The sequence below is a fragment of the Synechococcus sp. A15-127 genome, assembly GCF_014280215.1.
Taxonomy (GTDB): domain Bacteria; phylum Cyanobacteriota; class Cyanobacteriia; order PCC-6307; family Cyanobiaceae; genus Parasynechococcus.
Map to the genome: position 1 here is coordinate 909782 of NZ_CP047948.1, position 16532 is coordinate 926313.

14 protein-coding genes are annotated in these 16532 nt (G+C 60.3%); 10 read left to right on the forward strand and 4 right to left on the reverse strand.

Translation table 11 applies throughout. The annotated features are described in order from the left end of the window. Positions 1 to 44: 44 nt before the first annotated feature. From SynA15127_RS04655 to SynA15127_RS04670, 4 genes are all read left to right on the forward strand, one after another. Positions 45 to 1193, forward strand: a complete 1149-nt coding sequence (locus tag SynA15127_RS04655; protein WP_186485190.1) for a DUF1254 domain-containing protein — start codon at positions 45 to 47, stop codon at positions 1191 to 1193. Between the two features lie 182 nt (positions 1194 to 1375). Beyond that, on the forward strand, positions 1376 to 2968 hold the full coding sequence (locus tag SynA15127_RS04660; RefSeq protein ID WP_186485191.1) for a DUF1254 domain-containing protein: 1593 nt from the start codon (positions 1376 to 1378) through the stop codon (positions 2966 to 2968). Between the two features lie 41 nt (positions 2969 to 3009). Then, the gene (locus SynA15127_RS04665) at positions 3010 to 4563 is read left to right on the forward strand and encodes a DUF1254 domain-containing protein (protein WP_186485580.1); all 1554 of its coding nucleotides are present in this window, start codon (positions 3010 to 3012) and stop codon (positions 4561 to 4563) included. 87 nt (positions 4564 to 4650) lie between these two features. Continuing rightward, a complete protein-coding gene (locus SynA15127_RS04670; protein ID WP_186485192.1) occupies positions 4651 to 5952 on the forward strand; it encodes an NAD(P)/FAD-dependent oxidoreductase in 1302 nt (433 codons plus the stop codon). Positions 5953 to 5957: 5 nt separating this feature from the next. On the opposite strand, the gene SynA15127_RS04675 is transcribed toward SynA15127_RS04670, so the two are convergent. Together SynA15127_RS04675 and SynA15127_RS04680 are read right to left on the reverse strand one after the other, a co-directional pair. Continuing rightward, positions 5958 to 6899, reverse strand: a complete 942-nt coding sequence (locus tag SynA15127_RS04675) for a hypothetical protein (RefSeq protein WP_186485193.1) — start codon at positions 6897 to 6899, stop codon at positions 5958 to 5960. Positions 6900 to 6967: 68 nt separating this feature from the next. After that, on the reverse strand, positions 6968 to 8989 hold the full coding sequence (locus SynA15127_RS04680) for a hypothetical protein (protein ID WP_186485194.1): 2022 nt from the start codon (positions 8987 to 8989) through the stop codon (positions 6968 to 6970). Between the two features lie 129 nt (positions 8990 to 9118). On the opposite strand from SynA15127_RS04680, the gene SynA15127_RS04685 reads away from it, so the two are divergent. The 3 genes from SynA15127_RS04685 to SynA15127_RS04695 are packed head-to-tail and all read left to right on the forward strand — an operon-like array spanning position 9119 to position 11114. After that, a complete protein-coding gene (locus tag SynA15127_RS04685; RefSeq protein ID WP_186485195.1) occupies positions 9119 to 10027 on the forward strand; it encodes an NAD(+) kinase in 909 nt (302 codons plus the stop codon). After that, complete coding sequence (locus tag SynA15127_RS04690; RefSeq protein WP_186485196.1) at positions 10024 to 10704, forward strand: winged helix-turn-helix domain-containing protein; 681 nt, start codon at positions 10024 to 10026, stop codon at positions 10702 to 10704. Before SynA15127_RS04685 ends, SynA15127_RS04690 begins: the two co-directional genes overlap by 4 nt. Beyond that, complete coding sequence (locus tag SynA15127_RS04695) at positions 10701 to 11114, forward strand: DUF192 domain-containing protein (RefSeq protein WP_370594040.1); 414 nt, start codon at positions 10701 to 10703, stop codon at positions 11112 to 11114. Before SynA15127_RS04690 ends, SynA15127_RS04695 begins: the two co-directional genes overlap by 4 nt. 13 nt (positions 11115 to 11127) lie before the next feature. Here the strand turns inward: SynA15127_RS04695 and cbiE are convergent, their stop codons facing one another. Continuing rightward, on the reverse strand, positions 11128 to 12414 hold the full coding sequence (gene cbiE, locus SynA15127_RS04700; protein WP_186485198.1) for a precorrin-6y C5,15-methyltransferase (decarboxylating) subunit CbiE: 1287 nt from the start codon (positions 12412 to 12414) through the stop codon (positions 11128 to 11130). A gap of 56 nt (positions 12415 to 12470) precedes the next feature. On the opposite strand from cbiE, the gene SynA15127_RS04705 reads away from it, so the two are divergent. From SynA15127_RS04705 to SynA15127_RS04715, 3 genes are read left to right on the forward strand one after another with little or no spacing between them, the layout of a single operon-like run. After that, positions 12471 to 13550 carry a sulfotransferase gene (locus SynA15127_RS04705; protein WP_370594020.1) on the forward strand — a complete coding sequence of 360 codons (1080 nt, stop codon included), beginning with the start codon at positions 12471 to 12473 and terminating at the stop codon, positions 13548 to 13550. Then, positions 13547 to 13771, forward strand: a complete 225-nt coding sequence (locus tag SynA15127_RS04710) for a hypothetical protein (protein WP_186485199.1) — start codon at positions 13547 to 13549, stop codon at positions 13769 to 13771. The genes SynA15127_RS04705 and SynA15127_RS04710 overlap by 4 nt, the downstream gene beginning before the upstream one ends. Before the next feature lie 42 nt (positions 13772 to 13813). Then, the gene (locus SynA15127_RS04715) at positions 13814 to 16315 is read left to right on the forward strand and encodes a GH116 family glycosyl hydrolase (RefSeq protein ID WP_186485200.1); all 2502 of its coding nucleotides are present in this window, start codon (positions 13814 to 13816) and stop codon (positions 16313 to 16315) included. Here SynA15127_RS04715 and SynA15127_RS04720 read toward each other — a convergent pair. Further along, the gene (locus SynA15127_RS04720) at positions 16312 to 16512 is read right to left on the reverse strand and encodes a helix-turn-helix domain-containing protein (protein ID WP_255475579.1); all 201 of its coding nucleotides are present in this window, start codon (positions 16510 to 16512) and stop codon (positions 16312 to 16314) included. The genes SynA15127_RS04715 and SynA15127_RS04720 overlap by 4 nt on opposite strands. Between the last annotated feature and the right edge of the window lie 20 nt (positions 16513 to 16532).

The following is a 16532-nucleotide window of genomic DNA, read 5'->3' on the forward strand; positions in this document are numbered from 1 at the left end:
TTCGCCTTCTCTTTTTTAGTTTTGTCCAAGTATTGCTTTCAATTATGTTTTTTCAAAAGAAAGCCATCACTGCTGCTTTCGCTCTTGTCTTAGGTGTTTTAACCGTTGCATGTGGCCAGCCCAAAAATGCTTCAGCTCAGGCCTCGTCTACTGCTAATACTGAGCAGGCTGCTGCTTCAGTAGACACAGCCAATGAGGATTGCCCTAAGCCTGCTGTTTTGGTTCAGAGCAGCACGGTGGTTCCCGTCACCAAGGCCAACTATTCCGAGGCCGAAACGCAGACGGTCTTTGCTAAGTACATCACCGACGTTGCAACTGCTACCTGTACCGGAGGTTTGGGAACGATCTTAAATCTCCAGAAGGCTGCGGACCCTAAGGATCGCACGGTGATTCGGATTAACTTCGACACCTTGTATTCCTGGTTGATTCTTGATCTGACCACTCCGGCGACTTTTACGCTCCCGCAAACCAATGGCCGCTACCAGAGCGCCATGGTGGTGAATGGACAGGGGTATGTGTATGTGGAAAAAGAGCCTGGTGACTACACCCTTACAGAGGACAAGGTGGGGAGCCGCTATGCCTTGGTGGCATTCCGCACCGGTGTAAACATTCAGGATCCTGAGGATGTTTCGCAGGCCCAGGCTCTGCAGGCCAAGTTGTCGGTAACTCAGTCTAAAACAGGCGAGTATGTACTACCCAACCAATGGGATCTTGAGCAGATGATGGCTCTCCGTGCCGCTTACAACGAAGAGCGGAACGAGAAAGGCGTGAAGTCGGAATCGCTCTTTGGTCGTCCCGGCGAAGTCACCCCGGAGCAGAACAACATGGGTGTAGCTGTGGGGATTGGCGGATTACCCAAGGAAGGTGCTGTTTATCTTTTCTACACGCCATCATCAGCTGAGCCTCAAATGCTGACGCTCAAAGATGTTCCGAATGGCGACAATGCTTTTTGGTCTCTTACGGTGTACGACAAGGATGGATTTCCGGTTGGTGAGAATTTCAATGTGAACAGTGCATTTGCCAAGTCAGATGCCCAGGGTGAAGTGACGCTTAATTTTGGTAGTGATAAGACGCAACCCAACTATTTGGAGATTTATCCGGGCTGGAATGCAACCTTCAGGATTTACAACCCGAAGCCTGCCTATTTTGATGGCAGCTGGGTGCGCCCCGAGTTGCAACCTGCGAAGGATTGAATCATCTCTGATGTGCTGGGTGCTCTTTGAACGCCACTACGCCTCTGCCCCCAGCACAACGCAGATCAACGGATTGTTTTAATTTTTTGGAATGCGTACAAATTGGACCATCCGCGTTGCCTTCTTGACGCTCAACTCGCGGCGGTATCTCTAATTTGCAATGGAATGAATCCTGTCTTCGGATGACCAAGACGCGTCGGTTCGGTCCGGTCTTCAAAGGGCTCTCCACTGTCACGCTTGCCGCGATGCTTGCCGTTGGCTGCTCGAGCAAGCCTGATGCCGGAACGCAGGCCATGAACAAGGGCAGCGGTGATGTGCCTGAGGGGTACACCACGGCAATTCCGGACGAGCTGATGACGCCGGATTCGGTGGAGACCAGTGCGGGCACGTTCAACTTCTTTGACGGCATGCCTGATGCGGCCACCGCCGAGGCCAGCTTCGACAACCTCAAGTTCATCCGTGGCTACGAGACCTTCCTGACACTGATGCCGGCAGCCAGCATTGAGATGCTGCGCCACGGTCATGCCGAGATGGGTGTGGATGGGCACACCAAGCTCATGTTGATGTCGCCGCTGAACTCCAAGCCGCTGTTTCTCACGGGGAACACCGACACGGTTTACGGCTCCACCTTCTTCAATCTGGAAGAGACCGGTCCGCTGGTGATCGAAGTGCCGGCTGGTCTAGGACCAGGAACGATCAACGATGCCTACTTCCGCTTTGTGGCCGATACCGGAGCTCCCGGGCCGGACAAGGGCAAAGGCGGCAAGTATCTGATCCTCGGCCCTGACGATAAGGAGCCCGAGAACACCGATGGCTATTTCGTTTTCCGCTCTCCTACCTATTCCAACTGGCTGATTATGCGGGCCTTCCTCGATGAAGAGGGCAAGCCGGATAAGGCTGTGGCGAACTACAAACAAGGCGTCCGCCTCTACCCCCTGGCTCAGAAGGACAATCCTCCCGAGATGACTTTCGTCGAGGGCGGTGATGCAGTTTACAACACCGTTCATGCCAACAATTTCGAGTTCTTCAATGAGCTCAACCGCGTGATACAGCGCGAACCGATTGATTTTCTTGACCCAGAGATCCGCGGTCTGGCGTCTGCCATCGGCATGGAAAAGGGTAAGCCGTTCAACCCCTCAGAGGCCGACAAGAAGCTCCTCGAGGAAGCGGTTCAGGTGGGTGTTGCCTACGTTCGCTCCGACATGGTGACGCCTCGGGGCGAAGACGCACTGATCTACGAAGGCAACCCGCAGTGGTTCTCAGCTTTTGCCGGTGGCAGTTACGAATGGCTGAAGGATGAAGGCAAAGGTGGGCGCAACCTTGATGCGCGCAACAACTTCTTCTGGGCCTATACGGTGAACACCCCGGCCATGGTGCTGGAGATGGTGGGAGTCGGTTCTCAGTACGCCATCGCCGGCACTGACAGTGAGGGCAACTACCTCGACGGCAGCAAAACCTACAAGCTGACCATCGATAAGAATCCACCGGCGAAGGATTTCTGGTCGATCGTTGTCTACGACCCTCAGACCCGCTCTCAGCTGCAGACTGGCCAGCCGTTCCCAGCCAAGAACAGCCAGCGCAACAAAGACATGGTTGCGAATGACGATGGATCCGTCGACGTCTACTTCGGTCCGAAGGCTCCGGCCGGTCAGGAGGCCAATTGGATCGAGACGGTTCCTGGCAAGGGCTGGTTCATGGCCTTCCGCCTGTATGGCCCTCTGAAGCCCTGGTTCGACCAGAGCTGGAAGCTCAACAACATCGAGCAGGTCAAGTGAGTCCTGTCATGCCTGAAGTCTCTCCTACCTTTCGCTCTCTTATGAAACGCTTCACCCGCCTTCAGCTTGTTTTCGCGTCAGCTCTGCTCGTGGCCGGAAGTGGGCTTGTCCTCAGAGCCGACAACCACATTCCCAAGGGCTACAACACGCCGATTCCTGAGGATGTTCTCACTGAAGACACCGTCGTCACGCGTATCGGTACCTTCAATTATTTCGATGGCCTTCCGGACGATCAAACGAAGGTCTTGGCCCGCCGTCAGGTGGATCTCGGTCGCGGCGTTCAGACCTTCCTGAATTTCATGCCTGCTGCATCGTTGGAGATGCTCTATGTGGGCCATCGCGATGGTTACGGCATGCAGCCGAATCGCGACATTGGCTTGTTTGAGGAGCTGATGAGCTCCACGTCGCTCTGGCTCACCGGTAACACCGATACGGTGTATGCCTCCGCATTTTTGGATCTCAGCAATGGCCCCGTCGTGGTGGAAGTTCCTCCGGGCACGGGGCCTGGCACTGTCAACGATGCCTTTTTCCGCTTTGTGGTCGACATGGGTGGCCCCGGCCCAGATAAAGGCAAAGGCGGTAAGTATCTGATTTTGGGTCCGGGTCAGACAGCGCCTGCCAATACGGATGGCTACTTCGTTGCATCAACGCCTAGCAAGATCAACTGGCTGATCCTGCGAGGCTTCCTCGACGACCAAGGCAAGCCCGATACGGCCAAGGCAGCATTCAAAACTGGTCTCAAGGTGTATCCCCTTTCTGAAAAAGACAATCCACCTGCCAACAGGTTCACCAACCTCACAGGTTCAGATGTGAACACCATCCATGCCAACGACTTCAAGTTCTACGAGGAACTGGATGAGGTGATCCAGCGCGAGCCCTCCGAGATGTTTTCGCCTGAGCTCTTGGGGATGGCCTCGGCGATCGGCATTCAAAAGGGCAAGGCTTTCAATCCGTCGCCCGAACAAAAAGCCCTGCTCACCGATGCGGTTGCTATTGGCAATGCTACGGCGCGTTCGATTCTGTTTGCCCCGCAAGATCCCAAGGCCTACATCTACCCCGGTAAGGCCGGTTATTGGCAAACCGGTTTCCCTGGAGGTAATCATGAGTATGTCGTCAATGGCGGCAAGGGTGGGCGTGACATGGACGGTCGCACCCTGTTCTTCTACCTCGCCACGGTGAACACACCGGCGATGGTGCTGGAACTTCCTGGCGTGGGTTCGCAGTACACCTTCAGCTCTAGGGACAGTAGTGGTGCCTACTTGGATGGCTCCAAAACCTACAAGGTCAATATCCCTGCCAATCCCCCGGCTCAGCGCTTCTGGTCGTTCGTGGTCTATGACCCGCAAACCCGCTCGATGTTGCAGAGCAAGCAAATGCCTTACCCCAGTAAAAACAACAAGCGCAACCCTGAGATGGCAAAAAATGCTGACGGCAGCATTGATCTCTACTTCGGCCCTGAAGCTCCTGCCGGCAAAGAAGCCAATTGGGTGAAGACGGTTCCAGGCAAGGGTTGGTTCGGCATCTTCCGTCTCTACGGACCAGGGCAGGAATGGTTTGACCGCACCTGGAAACTCGGCGCGATCGAACAGCTCTGATCGTTGATTTCTGAGTCCCGTCAGTGGGTGGGGAGCACCCACTGATGGGACTCTTTTGGTTTTTTGTCATCGTTTACTCCTCTCTCCATGTCTCGCACTGTTGATGTTGTTGTGGTCGGCGGAGGATTCGCCGGCATCACGGCTGCTCGGGATCTTCAAAAGCGTGGACTCACCACCCTTGTTCTGGAAGCTCGCGATCGCCTGGGCGGTCGGACCTGGCACAAGGAGGTGAACGGTTTTGCGGTGGAACTCGGTGGAACCTGGATTCATTGGACCCAGCCATTCGTCTGGGCGGAAAAAGAACGCTATGGCCTTGAGATTCAGGAAACACCCGGCTGTTCTGCAGAGCGGATTGCGATCAAGATCGGCGAGCAGGTGCATGACCTGCGCGAAGACCAGCTGGCTGAATTTGTTGATGGATTTCATCAGTTTTTTGCAGCATCCAAGGCGGTGTGGGAGCTCCCTTACGACTCCCGTCACACGCGTGAGGCGATTGTCGAATGTGATGCTCTGACGGTGGCTGATCGGATGAATGCTCTGGAGCTCACTCCCCTTCAGCGGACTGCTGTCGGTGGCATGCTCGAGATCCTTTCGATGAACCAACCTGCGAATGCCTCCTATGTGGAGATGATGCGTTGCTGGTCGCTGACTGGCTGGAATTATGAGCTGTTCAATGACACCGCCGCCCGTTACAAGTTCACAGACGGGACAGGAGCTCTTGTCTCTGCGATCGCAGAGGATGGTGCTTTTGAAGTTGCACTGAGCACGTCTGTGTCGTCTGTTCAGCACTCAGCGACCGGTGTGTCAGTGACCACCGCTGATGGTGAGATTGTGAACGCCAAGCGTGCTGTGGTGACTGTGCCGCTCAATGTGTTGAACAGCGTTTCGTTTGATCCGCCGCTGTCGACGGTGAAGCAGGAGGCTTCGCAGCTGAAGCATGTCGGGGGTGGATACAAGGTGTTTTTCGAAGTGGAGGGTGATGCTGGCGCGGTGATGACCCTTTCCCGTTCCAGCGATTCACCGCTGATCGGCAGCTTCACCTACAAACGCGGTGAACAGCATTCGGTGCTGGCCGGATTCAGTCTCGAGCCCGGTGCTCTGGAGAAACCTGTCTCTGAGTGGCAGACCGTTCTCGAAGAATTCATGCCTGGTGTCCGTCTGCTGTCCACGTTCGGTCACGACTGGGGTGATGACGCGCTCTCTAACGGCAGCTGGTGCACCTACCGCCCCGGATGCTTCGGACGCTTCGCCGACGAGCTTCCGCGTCATGAAGGTCATCTGTATTTCGCTTCCGGAGATACCACCGAGGGGTGGCGGGGTTTCATTGAAGGTGCGATCTCCAGTGGATCCAAGGCCGCTGTGGCCGTGGCTCACAGCTTGGCGTCCTGATCAGATCATTCGAACAGGATGCGCAGTCCGACGTTCACACCATGCTGTTTCGCGTCGTATCCGTTGTCGCTGCCGCCGGCGAGGTAATTGAGCCCGAAATATTTGTAGGAGAGAGATAGCTGGGTTGAATTCCCGATTGTGTAGGCGACACCGGCTTGGGCGATTCCGCTGAGGTCCTCTCGACCGGAGAGACCAAATCCAGCCGCGTCCAGGTAGAGGAAAGCTTGCCAGTCGTCACTCAACGTGTAGTTGGCATGCATGCCGATCAACGGCTGCACCCAGGTGTGCGACCAGGCTGAATCGAAGTTCTGTGTTTTGGACCGTTCGGAGTCGAGAATTGGCCCCTCATAGCTGGAGGCAAGCTTCACATCCACATCACCGCTGATGGTTCCTCCCACAATCCGTGCACCCGCAAAACCGACAAACGTTGCGTCTCCAGGTTCCATGCGGGGCCTTTGCACAGCTCCGGCTCTGTAACGAAGGGCGACGTCGACCATCGCCTGCTCCAGTTGAAAGTCGCCGTCGACATCCCCTCGCAGGGTGAGCTCTCGGCTCACCTCATTTCCGGTGAGCTGACGGTTGCGTGAGCGATCCAAGGATCTCCAGGAGGAACCACCGAAATCACCCGCAAAACTGCTGTAATTCAGAGCCGTCTGCAGTCCCCAGCGTCCCTTCTCGAGTCCCGCCCGAACGGTCATCAGACCGGTCAGATGATCGAGAACATTGCCCAGGTCCCAGGAGAGGGTGTCGCTGTTTCCGTTCAGCGTCACATCGGTGTCAGACGACAGCGGTGCGAAGCCGTAAAGATCGAGGTTCAGTCGCCAGTTGTTGTCTTCTTCTGGATCGGTCGTTTCTGTCGGAACTGCACTTTGCTGAGCAATACTCAGAGGTGGAGCAGGGGCTGCGAAACTTGCCGGACTGACAAAACTCGCAAGCCCGATGATCATTGGAGCGATGAAATGATGTCGAATCATCTGATCAACAGCGGTGGCTTCTGGTTGATGTTGAGACAGCGTCAACTTTGCTTGCGCACAGGACCCATCAGGGGGTTTTGGACCGGGCCGGCAACGCCATAGGTCACAACAAATCCCTGGCCCCCTCCAAATGTGGAGGTGCGGCCCCTGTAGGTGGGGTTGATGACGACTTCACCATCGAACCAGTTGTTGGCGCTCCAGAGGTTTCCAGCGTCATCAACGATCACATCGGTGGTCATTTGAATGACGCCGCTTTGGTAGTTGTGAATCACATCCCCAGTGGTTTTTCCTGCGGGGCAATTGGCGGGATTGACGCCGCAGATGTGAGTCAAGCTTTGACCATATAAATTGCCAACCCAGACGTTGTCATTGCCGTCGATTGACACACCCCAGGGAATATAAGCGGTGCCTTTGGCGATGTCTGTCTTGACGACTTCCATGTCGGGCGAGATCAAGCCAACCATGCCAGTCTGTGTGATGGTGGGGTTGGTCAAAAGGTATTCGGCACCGGCCTCAAACTCCTCCATGATGGTTTTGGGTTGTGGCGCATTGGCGGGGATGTTGGGCGGCATTTTCGCGCCTGGAGGTAGTGCTCCCTGAGGGGAATTGGATTGCTGGGCAATCCATATGTGCCCTGTTGAGTCAACAGCAACTCCACGTCCACCAAGGTTCACTTCGATCGTTTTGGCTTGATCAGGAGCATCTCCTGGAAATACGGTGAGTTTGTTGTTGTAACTGCTGCTCACCCACACTCTGTTCCGCGCGTCAACAGCGACGCCGAAGGGGGCTTGGAGACCATCAATGGTGTGGCGCTTCCCCTTGGTGTAATCACCACCGGGGAAATGAATCATGTGGTTTGCAGTGTTATCAGCAATCCATACATCTCCGTTGGCGGCAGTGGCGACGCCCTGAAGCTGACCAACTTCCCCATCAATCGTGGCTGGCCCGAGGGCTTCCCCGTCTTTGAGGTCTAACACCCCGACCATATTGTTGAATGCACCAACCCAGGCATATTTTTCTGAGACGCCGGTCCCCCAGCCCACACCATTAATGCCTTGGCCGTTGTAACCGCTAATCGCTGGTGAGAGGGGTATGCCACCTGGGCCAAAGTGGGTGACGCCTCCGCCGATGTTGTTGACCACGCCGGATTGAGAGCCCGGCATCCAGTTGGTTCCACTCCACATGCTTCCTTTTCCGTCAAACATCAATTTCCCGAGCCCTAAAGCACCGCCACCGTTGAAAACCAGGGAAAGTGAAAAGCTTTTGGGTTCGAACAGCAGGTAGGGCAGGGTTGCCGTGGAGCGCAGCTCAGTGGTCTTGTCAATCGGATAGCTCTGATCGAAGAGCTTGTAGAGCTGACTGACGTTCTTCCAGGGCTGACGTGCAATGGAGGTGAGCGCTGAGAGGGTGTTCTCGCTGCCCGTCAGGCTGAGCAGTTCATCGCAGGCCTGCGTGTTCTCGGCACCTGCACAGAGGCCCAGCAGGTTGGAGAGCACGTTCATGCGAACCGTGGTCTCGGAATTGAGCAGGTTCGAACTGCGCAGCAGCGTCTCGCCGTAGCTGCCGCTGCCGGGATTCACCAGATTGCGAACCTGGCCTGAACCGATCGCCAGGGCGCTGGCACTGCCTCTGAGTGCGTCGTCTTCAAGCAGTTGGGCATTCGGCCAGATCGATCCCACCGTGGTCAGTTCGTTCACCACGACCGATTCCGCCACCTTGTCGTCCAGCACGCTGAGCATCGACAGCCGTTTCGCCTCCTCACCGTCCACACGGCCGCCTGTCACCACCAGGTAATGGACGGCGCCCTCCTTCGGGCTCAAGGAGATCGAGAAGGCACCGTCCTTGCCGGAGCTGAGCGTCTTCAGTTGCTTCGGCTCCTTGCCGCCACTGACCTGCCAGAGGGTGATGGCGGCACCGTTCACGGGCTTGCCCATCAGCGAGACGCTGCCTTTGAGGCTCGAGGCGTGAACACCAGCTGAATTGGCAACTCCAGTGCAGTCGGCGATCCCCAAAGAAAGCGCCGAGAGCAACAGCGATTTGACAACCACGCGTGAACGGTTCATCAGAGCCCAAAAAACCTTCTGGCGTCCTAGCTGTGCCGCGGTCTTTAGGCAGGGGCTTCTCTCCGATCCCGTACGCACCGGCTCCGGAGGGGTCTCATAAACTGATCAGGTTGTCTGCTGTCGCGATCGGTGCCCCGCATCGGACTGATCGTCAATGATGGCAAGGCCCTGGCGGTCGAAACCGCTGACACGGTTCAGACCAGGCTGGAGCGCGCTGGTCATTCTGTCCTCCGGGCCAGCAGCTCCGGTGGGATGGTTGGATTTGCCAATCCCGATCAGCATCTGAGGCTGCTGGGTTACAGCGCTTGTGTGCCTGAGGGATTCGACAGCGGCATGGCGTTGGCGATTGTGCTGGGGGGCGATGGAACGGTGTTGTCGGCGGCGCGCCAGACGGCCCCTGTCGGGGTTCCGATCCTCACCATCAACACCGGTCACCTCGGTTTTCTGGCCGAGGCATACCTCAGCGACCTCGACCGGGCTCTGGAGGTGGTGTTCACGCAGCAATGGACGATTGAAGAGCGCAGCAATCTGGTGGTGAGCGTGATGCGCGGTGATCAGCGGCGCTGGGAGGCCTTGTCTCTCAATGAGATGGCCTTGCACCGGGAACCGCTCACCAGCATGTGCCATTTCGAGATCGCCATCGGACGTCATGCCCCGGTGGACATCGCTGCGGACGGCGTGATCCTGTCGACTCCCACCGGATCGACGGCCTACGCCCTCAGTGCCGGTGGCCCGGTGATTTCGCCGGACTGCCCGGTGCTGCAGCTCACGCCGATCGCCCCCCATTCACTCGCGTCGCGGGCTCTTGTGTTCAGTGACCGGGAACCGGTGACTGTGTTCCCGGCCACACCGGAACGTTTGATGATGGTGGTGGACGGCAGTGCCGGTTGCTATGTCTGGCCGGAGGATCGCGTGCTGATCCGGCGCAGTGATCATCCGGTGCGTTTCGTTCGGCTCGTGGACCATGAATTTTTCCAGGTGCTGCGTAACAAACTCGGTTGGGGGTTGCCCCACATCGCCAAGCCTGACAAGGCATGAGCGCTGATCCATTGCTGCTGCTGGCAGGACAGGCAGCGGTGGACCTGGCCCCGCGGCTCACGGCATCCGGTTACACGACGGTGGATTGGCTGAGTGCCGGGGTGGCCTCCAGTCGCGCCCAGGCAGGACAGGAGCCTGTGGCTGCAGTGCTGGCGGCCGATCAGCGACCGCTGATCTCCGATCTGCGTTTGCGCTTCGGGGGCATGCCGATTCTGCTTGACCTGGAGCAGGAAAGTGTCGAGGCTCGTGCTGCCTGTCTCTGTTCCGGGGCGGACGACTTCTGGCTGTCCAGTGTCGGTCCCAGCGACCTGCTGCTGCGACTGCGTCTGCATCGCACGATCCAGTCCCGTGACGAGCAGCGACCGTCGTTGCTGCAGGTGGGCGATCTCAGTGTCGACACCAGCCAGAGGCAGGTGCGGCGCGGTGGGCGACCGGTGGCGTTGACCGCCAGGGAGTATGCGCTGCTGCTGGCTCTGTTGAGGCATCCCGGTCGCGCCTTCAGTCGCGAGGAACTTCTGGAGCAGGTGTGGCAGGACGAGCGGGCCGGCAGCAGCAACGTCGTTGAGGTGTACATCCGCTACCTGCGACAGAAACTGGAGGAAAAGGGAGAGCCCAGGCTGGTGCACACCGTGCGCGGCCGTGGGTACCGTGTTGGCCCTTCCGCCGACGGTGCCTGAACCGCGTGGATCATCCGTCCCCGCCGCAGCAGTTACCGATCGCAGCCCGATGGTGCCTGACGTCGCAGCGCTGCATCGATCTGGAGGTGGCGCGCACTCCCGAACAGCAGCGCATCGGCCTGATGCAGCGGTCCCGGCTGCCGACCCTGCGTGGGATGTGGTTTCCCTTTGACCAGCCCAGGCCTCTCAGTTTCTGGATGTTCAACACCATCGCCCCCCTTGACATGCTGTTTCTGCGGGGCGGCACAGTGATCGCCATCGCCAAGGACGTACCGGTCTGTCCAGCGTTGCCCTGCCCCAGCTACGGGCCGGATCAGCCGTCGGATGGGGTGGTGGAACTGGCGGCGGGAGAAGCCGACCGACTGGGCATCAAGCCCGGCGATTCGGCGAAGATTGAGACGATAAAGTAACGATATCGTGTATTTATTGATGTGATTTCGTGCCTTTAAGGATCAGTGTCGGGTTCATCGGCGCCAGCCGGGTGCCGTCTCCGAGCGGCAGGCCTCTCCAGGCCTGAAGCTGGCTGATCCTGGTGATCAGTCCGGCCTTGTCCAGGACTGGCCGCAGGTCTGAGAGTGCCTCCAGCGTGGCGAGCGGGATCACCACGATCCCCCCGTCATTCAGTCGTGGAAGCAGCATTTGCAGCAGAGCGACCCGGTCGCGGCCTCCTCCCCCGAGCAGAACCCGGTCGGGGCAGGCCAGTGCCGGCGGCAGATCTGTGCTCAGTGCCGTCAGGGCATCCGTCTCCAGGACCGCAGCCGGTTGCACCCCCAGCCGCTCGGCGTTGGCTTCAATCAGGGCGGCTCCGCCTCCGCGGCGTTCGATGGCCAGCAGCTGCAGCCTGGGCCTCAGCCTCAGCGCCTCCAGTCCGACACTCCCGGTGCCGGCTCCGAGATCCCAGAGCACCCCGTCGGCGGGCAGCTCCAGGTCTGCCAGCAATTGCAGGCGCACCTCCCGCTTGGTCATCAGTCCAGGACGGTCTGGGTGCTGCAGAAACACGCCATCCTCGAGGCCGAACAGGGGCAGTCGCTCCGGCAGCGGCGGATCCTCGGCGATCAGCAGCACCAGAAGCAGGGGCTGCAGATCCGGCGGCAGCGGGGCATTGCTCGCGAGCCGCATCACCCGTTCATCGCGGTGGCCGAGGTTTTCGCACACCCACACGGCATAGGACGCTTCCAGTCCGCTGCTGCGCAGGATCTCCCGCACCGGTGCGGCACCACCCTGTCCGGGGTCGGTGAGCACAGCCACAGCTGCCGGTCTGTTCTGCAGGGCGCTGGCCAGTGCTTCCGGGCTGCGTCCATGCAGGCTCACCCAGGTGGCGTCCTGCCAGGGACGGCCGATCCGTGCGAACGCCAGCTGCATCGAGCATGGCGCCGGGTGAAAGTGCAGCGTCTCCGCCGGAAAGGCCTGCAGCAGGCGGCGGCCGATGCCGAACCAGAGCGGATCGCCGCTGGCCAGGATCACCACCGGTGCGTTCTTAGAGCGCAGCCAGCTGATCAGTGCATCCGGGCGGTCACTGGCTTGCAGCTGCGGCAGGGGGCGATCGCCCTGCTGCTGGTCGCTCCACCACTGAGGCAGGCTGTCCAGCAGGCGCTGTGGCGCTGCGACCGCTTCCGCGTTGCACAGCAGTCGCACTGCCGCAGGGGGCAGGCTCGCCAGGCCGCCGGCATCGGTTCCGATGACCTGAAAAGGGTGGGGAAGACCGGGCATGACTGTGATCATGGCCGCATGGGTGGTTAAAACGGTTTTGTCCGCTTGTGCACTGCTTGCTGCCCCGCTCGTTCGCGACCGTCTCTGATTTCATCGTTGCCGGGGCGTTTCCCAGGCCATCGGTGCTGATTAGTGGTCTTCAGCACGGTCGTCCCTCGCTGTCGCAGCTGCACAAGCTCCTGGCGCTCACATGCACCGGCCTGGCCGCCGAACCGCTGAGCTGGCTTCAGCAGCTGATCTACAGCCAACGGCTGCAGCAGCAGCAGCTTCCTGATGATCCGGTGGTAGTGATCGGTCACTGGCGCAGCGGCACCACGTATCTGCACCAGCTCATGGGATGCGACCCCTGCGCAGCCACGGCATCCAACAGCCTCACCGTGGCTCCCCAGGTGGCCCTGCTGCTCAAGCCCCTGCTGCAGCCCCTGCTGCACAGGACGATGACGCCGATCCGTCCGATCGATGCCGTGCCCTGGGGCGCGGATGATCCGCAGGAGGACGAAGTGGGCCTCTCCCGTCTGACCATGGACAGCCACATGGCGGGAATCGCCTTTCCCCGCGACTATCTCCATCACCTGAGGCGCACGGTTCTGCGCGCAACTCCCGCCTACGAACGAGCTCTGGTGATGTTCAGCCGTCTCACCTGGCTGCATGCGGGCCCCGGCAAGCATCACCTGTTGATCAAGAATCCAGCCCATTCGGCTCGGGTGCCGCTGCTGCTTCGCTTGTTTCCCCGCTGCCGCTTCATTCTTCTCAAGCGCCGACCGATCGATGCGGTGCGTTCTCTGGTGCTGGTCAAGCAACGACTGGCCTCCCTGCTGGGTCTGCAGGACCCCCCCGACCAGATCACCCAGGTGGAGGAGACGGTGGAAGCCCATCGCCTGCTGATGGCGGCTTTTGAGTCATCCCGTCAGCTGATCCCGGCCGGCCAGCTCAAGGAGGTGGCGTTTGACGATCTGCGGGACGCCCCCGTGGCAACGGTTGAGCGCATCTACACCGATCTCGCCATCGACAGCTGGGCTCAGGCTCAGGCGCCGATCGCGCGTCGTGCCGCACAGTCCAGCCGCTACCGGCCGTTGCCGGTGACGCTGGAGCCGGCGGCTGAGCAACGTCTGATCACCTTGCTCGGTCACGGATGAACTCTGAGCGGCGCCAACGCCTGCATGACCTGCTGCTGGCCCTGATCGCCCGGGAGGAGGGGTTGCCGTTGATGGATCAGACCTTGCCGGAGGAGGGAAGCGCGGCGGAACCGGCTCGTTGGTTGGATCAGAACCGGCGCACGCTGCAGCGCTACCAGGCGTTGGTGCGCACGGCCGTCACGCTCGACGCCCTGATGGATGCCGAGGAGAACGCTGGCTGAACCGTTCAGGTCTGGCAGTCTGGGGCGACTGTCAGCCGACCCATGGCTCCTCTGGGACTGTCCGCTCTGAGCAGCATGCTGCGCCGCAGACCCCGCCCCGAGTCCTGGTCGACTCCGCAGGCGAGCTGGAGCCGTGCCTTCGGTCTGGGCTGGCGGGACCCCTACAGCGTCCGCTACGCCAGCAACCTCGACGATGGTCCCTGGCATGGCATGCCCCTCGGTGGGTTCGGTGCGGGCTGCATCGGTCGCAGCTCTCGTGGAGACTTCAATCTCTGGCATCTCGATGGCGGCGAGCACTGGTACGGCACGATCCCCGATTGCCAGTTCGCCATGTGGGAGAGCGACGGCGACAGCACCAGGGCCCATGCCCTGGCAACGGCTCCGGATCGAGACGACAGCCGAGTGGATGGCGAGGATCCCCTCGCGGCCTGGCAGTGGTATCCAGCCAGCACCAACGACAGCACCACTGGAACCTATGCCGCCCGCTACCCCCTGAGCTGGACCCGCTACAGCGGAGTGTTCGCGGCCGAGGTGAGCTGTGAGGCCTTCAGTCCGATTCTCCCCGGCGACTATCAGCGCAGCAGCTACCCCGTGGCTGTCTTCCGCTGGACCCTGCGCAATCCCACCAACCGGCCGCTGCAGCTCTCCCTGCTGCTGAGCTGGCGCAACACCGTCGGGTGGTTCACCAACACCGATCCATCCGCCGAAGTGCATTTCCGCGACGACGGCAGCCCTGAGCACAACTACGCCCCTGCGATCGGTGCCGGGGAGGGCCAGAGCAACCGCTGGGTGGATCAGCCGGGCCTCAAGGGTGTGCTGCTGGATGGGCGTCGGTCCCAGCCGCTTGCGGAGGGCGAGGGGCAGTGGTGTCTGGCATTGCCGGACAACCTCGAGGATGTGGAGGTGATGCGCTGCAGTCGCTGGGATCCCACCGGCGATGGGGCGGAACTGTGGCAGTCCTTCGCCGCTGAAGGACGCATTCCCAACAGCAACAACGACCGGGCCAGTCGCGCCGGGGAACAGGCCAGCGCTGCGCTGGCGGTGAAGGTCAGCCTCGATCCAGGGCAATGCCTCGAGATTCCGGTCGTGATCAGCTGGGATCTGCCGGTGACCGCCTTCGCCACCGGAGTCAGCGACTGGCGCCGCTACACGGACTTCCATGGCCGGCAGGGCACGGCGGCGGCGGCGATCGCTGCCGAGGCGCTGAGGGATTGGCGCAGCTGGCGTGACCAGATCGATCGCTGGCAGGAGCCTGTTCTGGCTCGAACCGAGCTGCCGGAGCCGTTGCGCATGGCCCTGTTCAACGAGCTCTACGACCTCGCCAGCGGTGGAAGCCTCTGGACGGCCGCCAGAGCTGGCGATCCCGTGGGCCGCTTCGGCGTTCTGGAGTGCCTCGACTACGCCTGGTACGAAAGTCTTGATGTGAGGCTGTACGGGTCCCTGGCGCTGGTTCAGCTGTGGCCTGAGCTGGACAAGGCTGTGTTGCGCAGCTTCGCCCGGGCCATCCCGGCGATGGATGCCAGCCAGCGGCCGATCGGCTGGTATTTCACCCAGGGCAGGGGACGGGTGGAAGCCGACCGCAAGGTGGAGGGAGCGACCCCCCACGATCTGGGTGCTCCCAACGAGGCGCCGTTCGATGCCACCAATTACACGGCGTATCAGGACTGCAATCTCTGGAAGGATCTGGCCAGCGACTTCGTGCTGCAGGTCTGGCGCACATTCCGGTTCGCACCGACCGGCGAAGACCTGACCTTCCTCGCCGAGTGCTGGCCTGCAGCGGTTCAGGCACTTCGTTATCTCAAACGCTTCGACGTCAATGAGGACGGCTTGCCGGACAACGGCGGAGCACCGGACCAGACCTTTGATGACTGGCCGTTGCAGGGAGTGAGCGCCTATTGCGGTGCTCTATGGATCGCAGCCCTCGAGGCGGCTCTGGCCATGGCCCAGCGGCTTCAGCTGGATCTGGGCCTGGAGACGAGCTCGGAGCAGCGGGAATTCGGGGAGTGGTTGGAGCAATCACGCGCCAACTTCGACCGACTGTTGTGGAACGGCGAGTTCTATCGCATCGACGCCGAGAGCGGTACGCCGGTGGTGATGGCGGATCAGCTCTGCGGTGATTTCTACGCGCGGCTGCTGGGCCTGCCGCCGGTGGTGAGCGATGCCAACAGCCACAGCACGCTCAAGGCCGTGCGCGAGGCCTGTTTTGAGCGGTTTGACGGCGGACGTCTCGGCGTGGCGAATGGTCTGCGGCGGGATGGCACCCCTCTCGACCCGGATGGCACCCATCCGCTGGAGGTCTGGACAGGGATCAATTTCGGTCTGGCCTCCTACTACCGGCTCATGGGAGACAAGACGACAGCCGAAGCGATTTGCACGGCGGTGGTCGACCAGGTGTACCGGGGAGGTCTTCAGTTCCGAACGCCGGAAGCGATCACCGCCGTGAACACCTTTCGGGCTTGCCATTACCTGAGGGCCATGGCGATCTGGGGGCTTTGGGCCACCGAGACCGACTGGGCGCTGATTCCTGGCGCTGACCGCTCCTAGGCCGCGCTGCGGGCCAGCGTCTGTCGGGGAGCTTCTCCGAACAGATTGCGGTAATCACGGGCGAAATGATTACGGCTGTGAAACCCGAAGTGGTTGGCAACCTCCTGGACGGTGTCGCAGGCCAGGAGTTGCCGTTTCTCCCGATGACGCAGAGCGTGGTGCACCTGTTGCAGACGGATCTGCTTGAGCAAGGCCATCGGTCCGATCCCGACCTGTT